The organism is Micromonospora sp. MW-13 (assembly GCF_003434305.1).
Taxonomy (GTDB): domain Bacteria; phylum Actinomycetota; class Actinomycetes; order Mycobacteriales; family Micromonosporaceae; genus Micromonospora.
In genome coordinates this window covers 171569-187600 of record NZ_QKKX01000001.1, presented here as the reverse complement: position 1 = coordinate 187600, position 16032 = coordinate 171569, and the positions used below count along the sequence as shown (strand labels likewise).

At 76.1% G+C, this 16032-nt stretch carries 13 protein-coding genes and 2 pseudogenes; 6 read left to right on the top strand and 9 right to left on the bottom strand.

The annotated features are described in order from the left end of the window. Positions 1–218 precede the first annotated feature (218 nt). The 6 genes from C5N14_RS00880 to C5N14_RS00855 all read left to right on the top strand — a co-directional run bounded on the left by C5N14_RS00880 (position 219) and on the right by C5N14_RS00855 (position 8514). Complete coding sequence (locus tag C5N14_RS00880) at positions 219–1454, top strand: hypothetical protein (protein ID WP_117664866.1); 1236 nt, start codon at positions 219–221, stop codon at positions 1452–1454. Further along, a complete protein-coding gene (locus C5N14_RS00875) occupies positions 1441–4302 on the top strand; it encodes a nitrate- and nitrite sensing domain-containing protein (protein ID WP_117664865.1) in 2862 nt (953 codons plus the stop codon). The genes C5N14_RS00880 and C5N14_RS00875 overlap by 14 nt, the downstream gene beginning before the upstream one ends. Next, the gene (locus C5N14_RS00870) at positions 4299–4772 is read left to right on the top strand and encodes a roadblock/LC7 domain-containing protein (protein WP_117664864.1); all 474 of its coding nucleotides are present in this window, start codon (positions 4299–4301) and stop codon (positions 4770–4772) included. Before C5N14_RS00875 ends, C5N14_RS00870 begins: the two co-directional genes overlap by 4 nt. Beyond that, a complete protein-coding gene (locus C5N14_RS00865; RefSeq protein ID WP_117664863.1) occupies positions 4769–5260 on the top strand; it encodes a DUF742 domain-containing protein in 492 nt (163 codons plus the stop codon). Before C5N14_RS00870 ends, C5N14_RS00865 begins: the two co-directional genes overlap by 4 nt. Further along, positions 5238–5996 (top strand): ATP/GTP-binding protein, encoded by a 759-nt coding sequence (locus C5N14_RS00860; protein WP_207892570.1) that lies wholly within the window; start codon positions 5238–5240, stop codon positions 5994–5996. Before C5N14_RS00865 ends, C5N14_RS00860 begins: the two co-directional genes overlap by 23 nt. A 205-nt stretch (positions 5997–6201) precedes the next feature. Next, on the top strand, positions 6202–8514 hold the full coding sequence (locus C5N14_RS00855; RefSeq protein ID WP_117664946.1) for an AAA family ATPase: 2313 nt from the start codon (positions 6202–6204) through the stop codon (positions 8512–8514). Between the two features lie 77 nt (positions 8515–8591). Here C5N14_RS00855 and gvpK read toward each other — a convergent pair. The 9 genes and pseudogenes from gvpK to C5N14_RS00810 form a co-directional block, all read right to left on the bottom strand. Next, positions 8592–8675 (bottom strand): annotated as a pseudogene (gene gvpK, locus C5N14_RS33910) (gas vesicle protein GvpK); the annotation flags it as partial. Positions 8676–8833: 158 nt separating this feature from the next. Next, positions 8834–9691: a GvpL/GvpF family gas vesicle protein gene (locus tag C5N14_RS00845; RefSeq protein WP_117664862.1), complete on the bottom strand. Its 858-nt coding sequence runs from the start codon at positions 9689–9691 to the stop codon at positions 8834–8836. A 144-nt stretch (positions 9692–9835) separates the two neighbouring features. Beyond that, positions 9836–10188, bottom strand: a pseudogene (locus C5N14_RS34035) (gas vesicle protein). Between the two features lie 480 nt (positions 10189–10668). Continuing rightward, positions 10669–11178 (bottom strand): GNAT family N-acetyltransferase, encoded by a 510-nt coding sequence (locus C5N14_RS00835; protein WP_117664945.1) that lies wholly within the window; start codon positions 11176–11178, stop codon positions 10669–10671. Between the two features lie 170 nt (positions 11179–11348). Beyond that, a complete protein-coding gene (locus C5N14_RS00830; RefSeq protein ID WP_117664861.1) occupies positions 11349–12320 on the bottom strand; it encodes a hypothetical protein in 972 nt (323 codons plus the stop codon). Between the two features lie 88 nt (positions 12321–12408). After that, complete coding sequence (locus C5N14_RS00825) at positions 12409–12894, bottom strand: DUF3263 domain-containing protein (RefSeq protein WP_117664860.1); 486 nt, start codon at positions 12892–12894, stop codon at positions 12409–12411. A gap of 124 nt (positions 12895–13018) precedes the next feature. Then, on the bottom strand, positions 13019–14041 hold the full coding sequence (locus C5N14_RS00820) for an ABC transporter permease subunit (protein ID WP_117664859.1): 1023 nt from the start codon (positions 14039–14041) through the stop codon (positions 13019–13021). After that, positions 14038–14988, bottom strand: coding sequence for an ATP-binding cassette domain-containing protein (locus C5N14_RS00815; RefSeq protein WP_371685780.1), 951 nt, complete (start codon positions 14986–14988; stop codon positions 14038–14040). The genes C5N14_RS00820 and C5N14_RS00815 overlap by 4 nt, the downstream gene beginning before the upstream one ends. Positions 14989–15145: 157 nt before the next feature. Further along, complete coding sequence (locus C5N14_RS00810; RefSeq protein WP_117664857.1) at positions 15146–15931, bottom strand: DeoR/GlpR family DNA-binding transcription regulator; 786 nt, start codon at positions 15929–15931, stop codon at positions 15146–15148. Positions 15932–16032: the final 101 nt, after the last annotated feature.

The window sequence follows — 16032 nt, the reverse complement described above, 5'->3', positions numbered from 1 at the left end:
GAAACCGCACCCGATCCATCCATGTCAACCGAACTATCGACACCGAGGGTGCCTTCGCGATGCACGCGACGTGACATCGCTCGAAGTGACGCAGAACTGACTGGCCGGCGGCTCTGCCGGCCCTGCGCGGTCGGTTAGTTTTCCGGTCCGGTGAGCGGGACTGCATCGGCGACCCCCGACACCCGCACCGTCCCCCGTCGTCACCGGAGGAGACACCCATGACCGTCCCCGCGGAGCGGGTCCGTCAACGGCCCGCCCTCCCGGGTCGCGTGCTGCCGCTGCTGCTCGTCGTGACGCTGCTCGCGCCGGTGGCGTTCCTCTTCGTCCAGCAGCGGCGGCTCACCGACGACGACCGGGGGCTGGCGGTCCGCGAGCGGATGGGCGTGGAGTACCTGCGGGCCCTCGGCCCCGTCACCCTGGCCCTGATCGACGCCCAGTCCGCCGCCGTCGCCGGGCGGACCGCGTCCGGCGAGGCGCTGAACCGGGCGGTGGAGGACGCCGCCTCGGTGGACACCCGCGTCGGCGACCAGCTACGCGCCCATGACCGGTGGACCGGGCTGCGGGCCAAGCTGGAGGCGCTGCCCGACCGGACGCTGACCGACCCGGAGGCCGCCTTCGTCGCGTACGGCGAGGTCACCGACCTGCTGCTGGCCCTGCACCGCAAGGTGCGGGAGGGGTCCGGGTTGATGCGGGACCCGAAGTCGGACTCGTTCTTTCTTCAGGACGCCGTCAGCGACGAGCTGCCCGAGGCGCTCGTGGCCGCCGGCCGCCTCGCCGACCTGGCCACCCTGGCCGCCCGCCGCCCGGCCGCCGAGCGGATCCGCACCGTGTCCGAGCTGGCCGCCCTGCGGGTGGCCGCCCTCGGCCCCGCCACCGAGCTGGTCACCAACCTGCGCGCGGCGGTCGACAGCACGGAGAGCACCAAGCTCGGCGCCAACGTGCTCACCCCGCTCGACAACTACCAGCGGGCCGTCGAACGGCTCGCCGCGCTCTCCGCCCCGACCGGCCGGGCCGGCACCGAGGGTGCCCCGGGGGCGGGCGGACCGGCCGACCTCACCACTGCCCGGGACAACGCGCAGAGCGCCGCCCGGCAGCTCCAACCGGTCATCCTCGACGAGCTGGACGTGCTGCTGCGGGAACGGATCGACCGGCTCGACCGGGAGCGGTGGCTGGCCGGGGCGGCGGCCGGGGCGGCCGTCCTGCTGGTCGCCGCGCTCGGGGCGGCGCTGCTCGCCGCGTACCGGCGGGCCGGCTGGCGGGCCGTCGGGGAGCACCGGGCCGACGCGGACGCTGGCGCGTCGCCGGGCGGCACCGGCTGGCAGCCGCCGGGCGAGCCCCGGGGACCCGCCCCGCTCGGCACGCTCGCCCCCGCCGAGCCCCGGACGCTCCAGCCGGCCGGGCAGGGCCGCGCCACCGACGCCGAACGGTGGGAGCCCTTCGATGCTGCTCGGTAGGCTCCGCATCCGGGGCAAGCTCGCCCTGCTGGTGATCATTCCGCTGCTCAGCATGGTCGGGCTCGCCGTGCCGGTGGTGCTCGACCGGATCGCCACCGCCCAGCGGGCCGCAGCCACCGCCGAGAACGTCCGGGTGGCCAGCCGGGTCGGCACCCTGGTGCAGGGCATCCAGCAGGAGCGCCTGCTCTCGGTCGGCCTGCTGCTCGGCCGGGTCACCCGCACCGAGCTGATCCAGGCGTCGGCCACCGTGGACGACCGGGTCGCCGACCTGCGCGCCGAACTGGGCGACCAGCTTCCCGCCCGGGTCGCCACCGCGCTGGACGGGGTACGGCGGCTGGCCGACCTGCGTACCGCCGTGCTGGCCGGCCGGGCCGCTCCGGCCCAGATCATGGAGACCTTCGGCCCGGTCTCCATGGCGCTGATCGAGTCGCTGCGGCTGCCCTGGCAGGTCGACACCACCACCACGATCGGCCAGCAGGTGCTGGCCCTGGACGCGCTGCTGCGCGCCGACGAGGCGATCGGGGCGTGCGCCACCCTGATCGTCCTGGTCCGGGCCACCGGCGACCCGAAGGTCTCCGCCAGCTACATCACCTGCATCGCCACGCTCAACGTGGACAACAACCGGTTCCGCAGCCTGATCACGCCGGAGCAGCGCCAGCTCGCCCTGCTCGACGACGCGGCGGTGGCCGCCCGGACCAGCCCGACGTTCCTCGCCCACAGCGTGCAGGACCCCGTCGCCGCGATCTCCATGATCCCGCTGGACACGCTCTTCCCGTCGGTCCGCTCGATGATCACCCTCGGCCAGTTCGTCGAGAAGAAGATCATCGCGGATGTCACCACGCAGGTGCGGGCCGAACAGCGGCGGGCGCTCGTCGCCGCCTGGCTGGTCGGCGCCGCGGCGCTCGCCATCCTGCTGGTCGTGGTGCTGCTCAGCGTGGCGGTGGCCCGGACGGTGGCCCGCCCGCTGACCCGGCTCACCCACAGCGCCGACCGGGTCGCCCGGGCCGCCGAGGCCGAGCTGGTCCGGGTCGCCGACGACGAGAGCGAGAGCGTCCCGCCGATCCGCCTCGACCCGGTCGACGCCCGGGGGCGGGACGAGGTCGGCGACCTGGCCCGCGCGTTCGAGCGGGTGCAGGCTACGGCGGCGCGGCTGGTGGAGCGGCAGGTCGCCGGGCGGCGCAACGTGGCGCAGATGTTCGGGCACGTGGGACGGCGTACGCAGAACCTGGTGGGCCGGCAGATCGCGCTCATCGACCGGCTGGAGCGGCAGGAGACCGACCCGACCAGGCTGGAGCACCTGTACCGCCTGGACCACGTCTCCAGCCGGCTACGCCGCAACGCCGGCAGCCTCGTCGTGCTCTCCGGCTCTACCGGCGCCGACGGGCACGTCGCCCCGGTGCCGCTGGCCGACGCGGTGCGCCTCGCGCTCGGCGAGATCGAGGACTACACCCGGGTCGACGTGCAGGTCCCGCCCGGCGTGTCCGCGGCACCGGCGATCGTCGGCGACCTGGTGCTGGCGGCGGCGGAGCTGATGGAGAACGCCACCGTCTTCTCGCCGCCGCACACCCGGGTAGTGGTCACCGCCGCGCCGACCGAGGACGGGGTCCGGCTGTCGGTGGTGGACCGGGGCATCGGGATGACCGAGGATCGGCTGGCCGAGGAGAACGCCCGGCTCACCCGCCGGGAGCGGCTCGACCTCGTCCCGACCGAGGTCCTCGGCCTGTTCGTGGTGGGCCGGCTGGCCCGCCGGCACGGCTGGACCGTGGACCTCGTCCCGACCGCCGGCGGCGGGGTCACCGCCCGGCTGGAGATCCCGTCGGCGCTGCTGGTCGTCCCGCCGGCCGACCGGGCGGGGGCCACGGTGGCCCGGGCGGCGGTGCCGGGCCGGGAGCGGCGGACCACCCTCGCCCGCCCGGGGCCGGTCGGCCCCGGGCGGGCCCTGGCCGCCGTCGCCGCGTCACCCCGTCCGACGGTCGGGGCCGACCCGCTCGACCCGACGGCGCCGCCCGGGCTCGACCACGAGCTACTCGGCCGGGCCACCCGGTCCATGGCGTCCGGCGAGCCCTGGAACGCCTTCGGGGCCAGCGCACCGGCCCCGACCGCCGGGGCCGCCGGGCCGGGCCCGACCGGAGCCCTCGCCGCCGGCCCGCCGCCCGTGATCACCCCGCCGACCGCCCGCGTCACGCCGGTCGTGTCCGGTGCCGCCGCTCCCCCGGCGGCCCCCGGCGCGGCCGGGCCGCACCGTGACGGCGCGGCGGTCGGCGGGGCCGGCACCGCCGCGCCGCCGCTGCCCGTGCGGACCCGGGGCACCTCCTTCCCCGCCGGGCCGCTGTTCCGCGGGCCCGCCGACCGGCCCGCCCCAGCGACCGGGCCGGCGCCCCCGGCGGCGGGCGCGCCGCCCGCCAGGCCGGCCCCGCCGGTCGCCGGGTCGGTCGGAACGGTGGCCGGCGCGCTGCGCGGCGGATCGGGCATCCGGCAGCGCGTCCCCGGGGCGAGCCTGCCCCGCACCGGGCCGGTGGCCGGCCCGGTGGACGCGTCCACCACCGACCCGGCCGCCGCCCGCGCCCTCGTCGAGGAGTTCGAGGCCGGGGTACGCCGGGCGGGGCTGCGGAGCCCCGGCGACCCGGCCGAGGCGGACGCAGCGGACGCGGCGCCCGACCCGCCCCTGCTGAGCCGGCGGGTCCCCGGCGCCAGCCTGACCGTCCCGCCGCCCCGGCCCCAGCCGGTCGCCGATCCGGGTGACCCGGCCGAGGTGCGGGACCTGATCAACCAGTTCGAGGCGGGCGTCGCCCGTGCTCTGCGCGAAATCCGTCCAGCCCGCCGCTACGAAGAGGGATCAAAACGGTGACCAGCCCGTTCCTGCACGACAACGTCGAGCACCAGAACCACCCCGGCGCCGGGGACCTCAGCCCGGAGGCCCGGACGTTCAACTGGCTGCTGGACTCGTTCACCTCCAGCACCGCCGGGGTGCTGGAGGCGATCGCGGTCTCCTCCGACGGGTTGCTGATGGCCATGTCGGCGATCAAGGACCGGTCGAACGCCGAACGCCTCGCCGCCGTGGTCTCCGGCATGACGAGCCTCGCCGGCGGCGCGGCGAGCTGGTACGCCCTCGGCGGGTTGAACCGGGTGATCGTCGACATGACCGAGGGCTACCTGTTGATCAGTGCGATCAGCAGCGGATCGGTGCTCGGAGTGGTCGCCGACCGGTCGGCGAACCTCGGCACCGTGGCGTACGAGATGACCCTCTTCGCCGGGCGGGCCGGGGGCGCCCTCACCCCGCGACTGATCGCCGAGCTGAAGAACGCCGTCCAGCAGTGAGTTCGGACGTCGCCGGCACCGGGCCGGATCCGGAACCCGTGGTCCGGATCCGGCCCTACCTGCGGGCGTCGTCCCCGGGCGACGGCGGGCCGGGCGGCGTCCCCGGCGGGCCCGCCGACCCCGACCCCGAGCCGGCGCGGCCGGCCGGTCCGCGCCCGTTCGTGCTGACCGCCGGCCGGGTGGCCGGGGCGGACCCGGCGATCGGGCTGGAAACCCAGGTGACCGCCCGGGCCGAGGCCGGCGGGTGGACCGCCGCACCCGCGTCCCGGCTCGCCCCGGAGCTCCAGGCGATCATCGCGCTCTGCGGCGAGCCGATCTCGGTCGCCGAGATCTCGGCCCGGGCCCGCATGCACTTCGGCGTCACCCGGGTCCTGGTCGGCGACCTGCGGGCCGCCGGTCACCTCGACGTGCACGTGGGCACGGCCGAGGACGCCCTTGACCCCGACATCATCCTGCGAGTGATTGATGGACTCCGTGCGATCTCCTGAATGGCCGGTGGCCCCGCTCGGCGGGCTCGCCGCCAACAGCGCCGCCACCCGCTACGGCACTCCGGCGGGCGCCGCGCCGGCCACCGGGCGCGCCACCCCGACGGTCCCGCCGCCGCCCTACCCGCCGCCGGCCGGGCCGCAGCACGCCGCGCCGGACACCGGTACGGGCCGGGCCGCGCCGCCGATCCCCGTCAAGATCCTCATCGCCGGCGGGTTCGGGGTCGGCAAGACCACCACGGTCGGGGCCATCTCCGAGATCGCTCCGCTGACCACCGAGGCGGAGATGACCAGCGCCGGGATCGGCATCGACGACCCGGGCGGGCGGTCCGGCAAGACCACCACCACGGTGGCGATGGACTTCGGCTGCGTGACCATCGACCGCAGCCTCAAGCTCTACCTCTTCGGCACCCCCGGCCAGGCCCGGTTCGGGTTCATGTGGGACGACCTGGCCCGGGGAGCGCTCGGCGCGCTGGTCGTGGTGGACAGCGCCCGGCTGGACGACTGCTATCCGGCGATCGACTTCTTCGAGCGGGTCGGGCTGCCGTTCGTCGTCGGGGTGAACGCCTTCGACGGCCGGCTGGCCCTGGACCTCACCTCGATCCGGTGGGCCCTGGCCATCGGCGACCAGGTGCCCCTGGTGCGGTTCGACGCCCGGGACCGGCTCTCGGTGCGGGACGCCCTGCTGGTCGTCCTCGACCGGGCGCTGGACCGGGCCAGCCAGGAACGGCGGGACTGAACCGGGCCCCGCCTCGGGGTCCGATTCACCGGAAGGGTGGCGGGTGCCGTCGTCCCGAGCGCGGCGACGACCGGCGTCCCGCCGGGTGGGGACGCGGACCGGCCGGCCGGTCCGCCGGGCGACGACCCGGGGTGACGTGGGGGTCCCGTCCCGGCCGGCGGCGCTGTGCGGGGTCCTTCCTTTCCCCGGCGGCTACCCTCGGGCGATGGCCGCACCCGACCTGACCCTCACCGCCAGCCTGCGACCCGCCGCGCTGGACGCCCGGCGCGGCGTCGTCCGGCTGCACCCGGAGGTGCTGACCGCGCTGGCGCTGCGCCCCGGCGACCCGGTCCGGCTGGCCGGGCGGCGGGTCACCGCCGGCATCGTCGCCCCGGCCGGACCGGCCGCGAGCACCGCCCTGCTCTACGCCGACGACCTGCTGCTGGGCAACCTCGGCATCCGCGACGGCGGGCAGGTGACGGTGAGCCTGGCACCGGTGACCCCCGCCCGCCGGGTGACCCTGACCGGGCCGGTCCAGGTGGTCGCCGCGGTCTCCCCGGAGATGCTGCGGCTCGCCCTGCTCGGCAAGGTGGTGACCGCCGGGGACGACGTCTCCCTGCTGCCCCAGGACGTGCTGCCGGACGCCTCGGTGCGCACCCTCGTCGAGGCCGCCCGGCGCAGCCTCTCCAGCACCGTCGGGTACGCCTGGACCAGCACCCTGCTCACCGTGACCGCCGCCGAACCGGACGTCGGGGCGCTGGTCACCATGGACACGGTGGTCGGCTGGGAGCACGGCCAGACCACCCGGACCGGCGGCCGGCCCGCCGGGCGACCCGACGCGGCCCGGTCCGCCACTGCGGCGCCCGGACCCGGCACCAGGCCGGACGAGGCGGCGGCCGACCGGGCCACCGGGCCCGACGCGGCGGCCGGCGGGACCGCCGGGCCGGCGGACGACGCGGACGGGCCCGAGGACGCGCCCGGCGTCGACGAGCTGCCCGGGCTACGGGCCCAGGCCGAGGAGCTGACCGAACTGCTCGACCTCGGGTTCCACCACCGGGAGGTGCTGGGCCGGCTGGGCACCGCCGTGTCGCTCGGGGTGCTGGTCGCCGGGCCCGCCGGATCGGGCAAGTCCGCGCTGGTCCGGGCCGTCGCCGCCCGGGTGGGGGCGACCGTCCGCCCGCTCTGGGCCCCCGAGCTGGCGGCGCTCACCAACGACGCGGCGGCGCGACGGCTGCGCGCCACCGCAGACGAGGTACGCGGAAACGCCCCGGCCGTGCTGCTGGTCACCGACGTGGAGGCGCTCGCCCCGGCCGAGAACCCCGGACCGCTGTCCACCGTGTTCCGGCAGGTGCTCGGCGAGACCGTCCGGGCCGGGACGGCGGTGGTCTGCACGACCAGCCGCCCCGAGGCGGTCGACCCCGCGCTGCGCGCGCCGGACCTGCTGTCGCTGCGGATCACCGTGCCCCTGCCCGACCAGGCGCTGCGCCGGGAGCAGCTCGCCGTGCTGACCCGGCAGGTGCCGCTGGCCGGGGACGTCCGGCTCGACGAGGTCGCCGGGCGTACCCCGGGGTTCGTCGCCGCCGACCTGGCCGCGCTGGTCCGGGAGGCGGGGGTACGGGCGGCGCTGCGGCAGAAGTCGGCCGAGACACCGACGGTGGCGATGGCCGATTTCACCGCCGCCCTGGAGGTGGTCCGGCCGACCACGATGGCCGGGTCCACCCTGGAGCTGGCCGACGTCACCCTCGACGACGTCGGGGACATGGTCGAGGTCAAGGAGACGCTCACCGAGTCGGTGCTCTGGCCGTTGACCTACCCGGACACCTTCGCCCGGCTCGGGGTCCGGCCGCCGCGCGGGGTGCTGCTCTACGGGCCGCCCGGCTGCGGCAAGACGTACCTGGTCACGGCGCTGGCCGGGTCGGGCCGGGCGAACGTGCTCTCGGTGAAGGGCGCGGAGCTGCTGTCGAAGTGGGTCGGCGAGAGCGAGCGGGCGGTCCGGGAGCTGTTCCGCCGGGCCCGGGAGGCCGCCCCGACACTGGTGTTCCTCGACGAGGTGGACGCGCTCGCCCCGGTGCGCGGGCAGGCCAGCGACGGGGGCACCACCGACCGGGTGGTCGCCGCCCTGCTCACCGAGCTGGACGGGGTGGAGTCGCTGCGCAACGTGGTGGTGGTCGGCGCGACCAACCGCCCCGACCTGGTGGACCCGGCCCTGCTGCGGCCCGGCCGGCTGGAGCGGCTGGTGTACGTGCCCCCGCCGGACGGGGCGGCCCGGGCGGAGATCCTGCGCGCCGCCGCCCGGAACGTCCCGCTGGCCGAGGACGTCGACCTCGCCGCGCTCGCCGACGGGCTGGACGACTTCTCGGCGGCCGACTGCGCGGCGCTGGTCCGGGAGGCGGCGCTCGCCGCGATGCGGGAGTCGCTGACCGCGTCGACGGTCACCGCCGGGCACGTCGAGGCCGCGCGGGGACGGGTCCGGCCGTCCCTGGACCCCGGCCAGGTCGCCTGGCTGGCGGCGTACGCGCAGGCCCGGGCGGCGCGCTGAGGACGGGCCGGCGCGGGGGCGGTCGGCCGGTCGCGGCGGGGTCGGTCCGCCGCGTGGTCGGCCGGTCGGGGCAGCGCCTGGCGTTCCGTGAGCTGCCGCAGCAGCTCGATCACGGTGAGCACGAGGCTGGCCAGCCCCCGCTCGACGGAGTCCCGGTCCACGGCGAACCGCCGGTCCAGCGGCGTCACCCGGGGCGCCCGCCACTGCGGCTCGTCGAGGGCGGCGGCCAGTTCCCCCGCCTCCTCCTACCGGGCGATCCCGCCCTGCCCGGCCGTGCCGTCCGGCCGGGCTCCGGCACCCCGGTCGGGGTCGGTCCCGGTCATTGCGCCGCCCCGTCGGCCAGGCCGGGCGGGGACGCCCCCGCTGTCGCCGGCGGGCGGCCCTCGGCGAAGGAGTACGCCGGCCAGGGGCCGGTGAGCTCCAGGCGCACCTCGGGATGCCGGCCGGCCAGCGCGGCGACCAGGCCGGTGAACCCGCCGATGGTGGGGACGTCCACCAGGTATGCCCCGTTGAGCACCATCGCGGTGGGCGCACCGGAGAGCCGGCGGTCCTGTGGGGCGTGCCGGCGGGCGGCCACGGCGTACCCGGCGAGGGCGTCGTGCACGGCCTCGGCGGCGGCCCGCTGCCCCTCGTCCCGGGCCGTCGGCTCGGCCCGGCGCCGCCGCAGGTACGCGGCCCCGGCCCCCTCGGGCGCGGCCCCGCCGCCGCCGGCGGCGGCGCGGGCGGTCGCGCCCGGCACGGCGTACCCCTTGACGCCCCACTCGGCGCGGCCGGTGAGCCGGTCGAGGGTGGCCGCCAGCTCGGCCCGGCGTTCGGCGAGCAGCCGGGCGACGCCCCGCTCGTCGCGGTAGACGGTGGCGAGCCGGGTGGGCACCACCGCGCCGGCCCGGGACAGCGCGGCCACCACCTCGTGGTGCATGCGCGCGGCCCGCTCCAGCCAGGTCAGGTCCTCCAGGTTGCGGCGCAGCGCCTCCTCGCCGTACTCGGCCAGCGGCGCGGTGCTCACCACGGCGACCAGGCCGGCGGCCGGCACGGCCCGCAGCGGCCCGCCGTCCATCCCGGTGACGGCGGCCAGCGTGGCCGGGGTGGCCTCGCGGACCACCCCGTGCAGCCAGCACCCGGCGGCGTCCCCGGCGGGCTCCGGGTCGCCCGGAACCGGCTCAGCCGTCCAGCTCATCGCGGTCCTCCCTCAACACGGCGGCCCGCCGGGCCACCCGGGGCCGCCGTTCGGCCTCGACCTCCTCGGGGTCCCGGGGACCCGGCTCCAGCGGCGGGCGGGCCCGCGAGCTGAGCCACCGACGGGGTGCGCGGACTGGTCATCTCAGCCCACCTCGCCCTTCCCGCGCTGGTAGCGGCGCACCCGCCGGTACCCGAGCAGTTCCCCGTCGACGTCGATGTCGATCTCGTACAGGCCGAGCAGGTCGTGGAGGCGGGAATCCGGTGGTCCTCGACCACCTCCACCCCCACCCGCCAGCCCTCGTCCGTGGACTCCAGCGAGACGACGCCCTGCGGCTCCCGGCCGGCGAGGGTGGTGATCAGGCGCAGCCCCTCGCGCGCCGCCTCGGCCGCCGGCAGCGGTTCTAGGTACTCCTCGTCCTCGTACCGTGCGTAGTCGCGTTCCCCCGGCCGCCCGTCCGCCGGCCCGCCGACGTCCCGGATCCGTCCCTGGGTCATCCCGCTCACCTCCCTGGTCACCGCTTCTGCCTGCCGCTGCCGGCCCGCCTCGTCCCGCGCCCGCCCGGCGGCGTCAGCCGGCCGAGACGAGGGGTCCACCGAGGCGGCTGAGGCCGCTCAACTGGGGGGACGACTGGAGCAGTTCCCGGCCCTGCCGCAACAGCCCACCGGGACCCGCGAGCCCGATTCGCGTTCCGCTTTCCATCAGTTCTCCTTAGCTCCCCCGGAAGGCGGGAACGTCCATTTCGAGAAGGGCCGGAAACAGCTACGGGGGATCAGCGCAGCAGCGGCCTGTGCCTGGACGTCCCGCTTCAGCGGACGGGCGGGCAGTACCCGTCGGCGTTTCCGCGAAACGTCAGGTCGCACTCGCTGGAACGACCGGCCGGCGGATCAGGAGGGCGGTCGGATACCTCGCGGGAGAGGGTGAAGACGACAGACGGAACGATCCCCTGCCACGGGAACAATCGTTTCGGGGTGGGCTCAGAAAGCGGGCGGGGTGGCGTCGAGACTGATTTCCGCCCGCACCGCGCCGCCGTCCTCGACCAGTTTCGCGCCGCATTTGCGGAGCACGGAAATGGCCCCGGCGTTGTCCGGCGTGGTTTCCGCCACGACGGTGTGCATTCCGGCCGCCGCCGCGAGGTTGAGCAGTTCGCGTAGGGCCGCCGCGCCCACGCCCTGCCCCCGGGCGGACCGGCCGAGCCAGACGCCCGCCTCCACCGTCCCCGGCTCGGCGCGGCGGGTCATCCGGATCATCCCCAGCACCTCGCCGCTGAACAGCACGGCGTACATCGCGGTGCGGGACGGGCCGGCGAGGCCCGCGAAGCCCGTACGGTAGTAGTCGCGGAACGCCTGCCGGCGGGCGTGCGACCAGCCGGCCGGCGCGTCGACCGGGGGCATCACGTCGTCCGGCTCGGCCTCGGCGACCGCCGCCGAGAGCAGCGGTTCGAGGTTCCGCTCGTCCACCGGCTCCAGCCGCACCGCACCCGTCACGTGCCGCAGTCTGCCGGTCCGCACCCGCCCGAGTCCACCCTTTGCCGTCCCGCTCCCCGGTCCGGCGCCGGGGACGACCTGGTCGGGCCCGGTCTGCGCCCGGCCCACAGCGGGGCGGCGGCCCGGCCGAGGCGGGGCAGGGCGGGCATCGGCCGCCGCCCGGCGAACCGTCACGCCGGGTCGAACTCGCAGAGGACGGCCGAGGCGTCGTCGGTGGGCTTGTGCCGGCGCAGCCGGTCGGGCCGGTCGCGCTCCGCGGCGCGGACCCGGTCGACGAGCGCGCCCGGCCCCTCGGCGGTGACCAGGTCCAGCAACCCCGCCCAGTCGAAGAGCCCGAACTGCTCCACCGCGCAGGAGGCCCCGTCGGTGAGCAGGGCGGCGCGGCGCAGCCCACCCGGCCCGCGCAGCGGCACCGTGCCGGTGAGCGCGTGGTACGCGGCGTCGGGATCGGCGGCGGAGACCCAGTAGCCGTGCGTGCGGTTCATCCGCTCCCGTTGCAGCCCCACAGCCCGCCGGAACCGGTCGGTCCGGTCGCCGTCGTCGGCCGGTTCCGGCAGGGCGGCCACCATCCGACGCAGGTCGGCCATCGCGGTCTCCAGCCGGTTGTCGGCGACCACGTCGACCCGGCCGCCGACGTCGAGCACCAGCGGGCTGTCGCAGAGCACCAGCCAGTCGACCTCGTTCCCGCCGGCGCGCAGCAGGCAGACCGTCGACGAGGGCGTGCCGGGGTGGTCGAGGTCGCAGTCGCCGCCATGGTCCGCCCGAACCGCCAGGATCGCCGCCGCGAGGCTGCTCATCAGGGTGGCCGCCGGGCGGGCGGCGATGGCCAGCCCGAGCCGGGCGGCGAGGTGCCGGACGTACCAGGCCGGCCCGTGCCGGCAGCCCGTGTCGAAGCCCTCCGGTACGGTCGCCCCGTCCAGGACCCCGACCAGGGGACCGAACCGGAAGACCAGGTCCTCGTTGACCGCTCGGCCGGGGGCCGGCGCGGACGCCGACCGTACCCGCATTATCGGTCCCGCCGACCCGGCGCGGGTCCCCGGCCCGGCCGCCGCCTCCGCCGTCGTGGTGTCCGCCCGCCCGGCCGTGGTCGTCCGCCCGGCGCGGTCCCTGCCGGCCGGTACGTCCCGGTGCCCTGCCGTCATCCTCCACTCCTTCCGCCACCGCGCCGGCTACCCGGCCCTGCCGGGGACATTCCCGGCCGGGGCGAGCCACGAGGCCGGCCGGGCCGGGTCAGCGCCGCCGGTTGCGGGCCCGCGAGGAGCGCAGCCGACGCAGCCGGCCGATCAGCACCGGCTCGGCGGCCAGCGCGGCCGGATTGTCCAGCAACGCGTTCAGCAGTTGGTAGTAGCGCGTCGCGGACAGGCCGAAGCCGTCCCGGATCGCCTGCTCCTTCGCGCCGGCGTGCCGCCACCACTGCTGCTCGAAGGCGAGGATGTGCCGCTCGCGCTCGGTGAGGCCGGCGGCACCCGGGGTCGGTGCGGGTGGCGCGGACGCCGGCGCGACGGACTCGGGCACGACGGACTCGGGCACGACGGACTCGGGCGCGACGGACTCGGGCGCGACGGACTCGGGCGCGGACCGGGGCAGCGGGACGACCTGCTCCCGGCCGCCCGCGCCCTCCGGAGCCGCCGCGCCCGGAGTCGCCCGGTCGCCGTCGCCGGGGTGCGCCGGCTCGGGCCGGTCGGTGGCGGCCGGGGAGGCGTCGGCAGGCGGCATGGCGCTCCTCACGCAGGCGTGCGAAGGGCCGGCAGAGGCGCGCCGACCAGGGGATCACCAGCCTAACCAGGGGCGACCCGGACCGCATCAGACGCGCGGCCCGGGTCACCCCGGCAACGCCCGGTCAGGCGATGTCGCGGCGACGCATGGTGACCAGGGCCGCGCCGAGGGCCCCCACCAGCCCGACGGCGAGCAGGATCGAGGCGTGCTGCCAGGTCAGGTCGAGGGTGTCCGGCTTGCACTCCCCGTAGTAGGTGACGCTGTTGCAGGACTGCCAGTCCTCCAGGGTCACCTTCTTCTGCATCCAGGCCAACGCGTACGTCGGCAGCAGCCACGCCTCGATGAACCGGGCTCCGGCCATCGCCAGCAGGATGCCGACGCCGAACTGGCCGACCACGGCAAGCCCGATCGCCCCACCGAGGGCCATCGCGGTGTGCCGGCCGAGCGAGGCGAGCGCGAACCCGAGGGTCGCCGCGACCACGATCAGCACCAGCCCGCGCAGCCCGGTCAGCCCGAACGACTGCCACGCCCCGGAGGTCATCTTCGCGGTGCTGCCGCGCAGCGTGCCGACGAGCCAGAACCCGGCGGTCCAGACCGCCGCGGCGGCCACGGTCACGGCTACCAGCCCGGTCAGCAGCGCCGCCAGCTTGGTCAGCAGCACGGTGAGCCGACGGGGACGCCAGAGCAGCAGGTTCATCATCCCGCCGGAGCTCCACTCGGCGCCGACGAAGGAGGCGCCGACCACGAACCCGATCACCGCCATGATCGCGGTGAACGTGGTGATCATCTCCCCGAACAACGTGCGGAAGTCGAACGTCGACGGCAGGAACCACTGCGGGTCGATGCTGCCCGGCGGCGGCGGCTCGATCATGTTGCAGTCCGCCGGGAACCGGCCCTCCGGCTGCGCCTGCCCGGACGCCTTGGCCTGCTCGCAGACCGTCCGCTCCTGCTCGGCCCAGCGCACCTGCTCCTGGTACTGCTGCTCGGCCTGGCGCTGCGCGGCGGCCTGCTGGTCGGGACCGATCTTCTGGTTGGTGAAGAAGACCCCGACGAGCACCGCTCCGAGGACCAGCAGGCCGAGCAGCGCCGCCCAGCGGGTGAAGCGCCGCTTGCCCAGCCGGCGCAGTTCCGTGCGATAGAGGCTCATGCGCCCCAACCTCCTCCGGCGGCGCCGGGCTGGCCCGCGCCACCGACCTTCGTGGACTGGTCGACCTGGCGGTGCTGCCCGGGCACGGGGGCGGTCGCGGTCAGCTCCAGGAAGACGCTCTCCAGGTCGACCGTGACCGGGGCCAGCTCGCTGACGTAGAGGCCGTGTTCGGCGAGCAGGCGGCTCACCATGGCCGGCTTGTCGACCCCGGCGAGCATCAGGTGGTCGGGCTGGGCGGTAACCGCCAGGCCCGCCCTGGCCAGCGCGTCGGCCGCCCTCGGCAGGTCGGTGGCCGCCTCCAGGCGGACCCGCACCGCGCTGCCGGAGTGCTCGGCGAGCACCTGGTCGACCGGGCCGAACGCGACTCGCCGGCCGAGCGAGATGATGGTGACCGAGTCGCAGATGAGCTGGATCTCGCCGAGGATGTGGCTGGAGAGCAGCACGGTCATCCCGGAGGCGGCGAGGTCGCGGGTCAGGCTGCGCATCTCCCGGATGCCGCCCGGGTCGAGGCCGTTGGCCGGCTCGTCCAGGATGAGCAGCTTCGGGTTCTTGAGCAGGGCCGAGGCGACCGCGAGCCGCTGCTTCATGCCCAGCGAGTACGTCTTGACCCGCTCGCCGGCCCGGTCCCGCAGGCCGACCAACTCCAGCACCTCGTCGACCCGGGTCTGCGGCACCCCGCCGGCCCCGGCGAGCAGCGACAGCGTGTCGCGGGCGGAGAAGTTCGGGAAGAACTGCGGGCTCTCCACGATCGCGCCGACCTGGCCGACCACGGCGGGCAGCGCCGCCGGCACCTCCTGGCCGAGGATCGCCATCCGGCCGCCGTTCGGCCGGATCAGGCCGAGCAGGGTGCGCAGGGTGGTGGTCTTCCCCGAACCGTTGGGGCCGAGGAAGCCGTGCACCTGGCCCTGCTCGACAACCATGTCGAAGCCGTCCAGGGCGTGTCGCACGCCCCGGCGTCGGCTCTTGTACGTCTTACGCAGACCTTCGATTTCCAGGACAGCCGGCAAAGCTGCGCCTCCCCCGATGAGTGCAGGTGACGACGCACACCATACGCGGTATGCACCGGGCGGCAATACCCGGTATGCAGGCCGGCGTGTCGGCCGGTCAGGCGCAGATCACGTGCACGCCCGCCGCGCGGAACGCGTCGACCACCTCGGGATTGGCCCCGGAGTCGGTCACCAGCGTCTCCACCCGGTCCACCGGGCAGATCCGGGCGAACGCGTGCCCGCCCAGCTTGGACGAGTCCGCGATGATCACCACCCGCTTCGCCCGGGCCACCATCAGGTTGTTCATCGCCGCCTCGCCCTCGTGGTGGGCGGCCGCCCCGAGCTGCGGGTCGATCGCGTCCACGCCGAGCAGGGCCACGTCCAGGGTGACCTCGCGCAGCAGCGCCCCACCCAGCGGGCCGACCAGCTCGAACGACTTGGGCCGGACCACCCCGCCGGCCACCACCACCTTCATCCGGGACCGGACCAGCAGCTCGTTGGCGATGTTGAGCGCGTTGGTGACCACGGTGAGCTGGGCACCCTCGGCGTTGGTGTTCAGGTCCGGCCGGACGGCCAACGCCCGGGCCACCTCCGTGCTGGTGGTGCCGCCGTTGAGGCCGACCACGGTGCCCGGGGTGACCAGCGCGGCGGCGGCGGCGCCGATCCGCTGCTTCTCGGCCGAGTGCTTGGCGGTCTTGTAGCGCAGCGGCAGGTCGTACGAGACGCCGTTGGCCACCGCACCGCCCCGGGTCCGGGTGATCATCTGCTGCTGGGCGAGTTGGTCGAAGTCGCGCCGGATGGTGGCCTGGGAGACGTCCAGCCGCCCCGCGGCCTCCTCGACGCTCACCCGGCCGTTGTCGGTGAGCATCTCCAGCAGCGCGTTCCATCGGGCGTACCGGTCCACCGAGGGGCCTCCACTGACTCTGCACGAAGGGTGATTGATTGCGTGCACAGTAGTGCGCGAAACTACGATGGCGCAAAACCCAACCCTGCGCGATCGGGCAG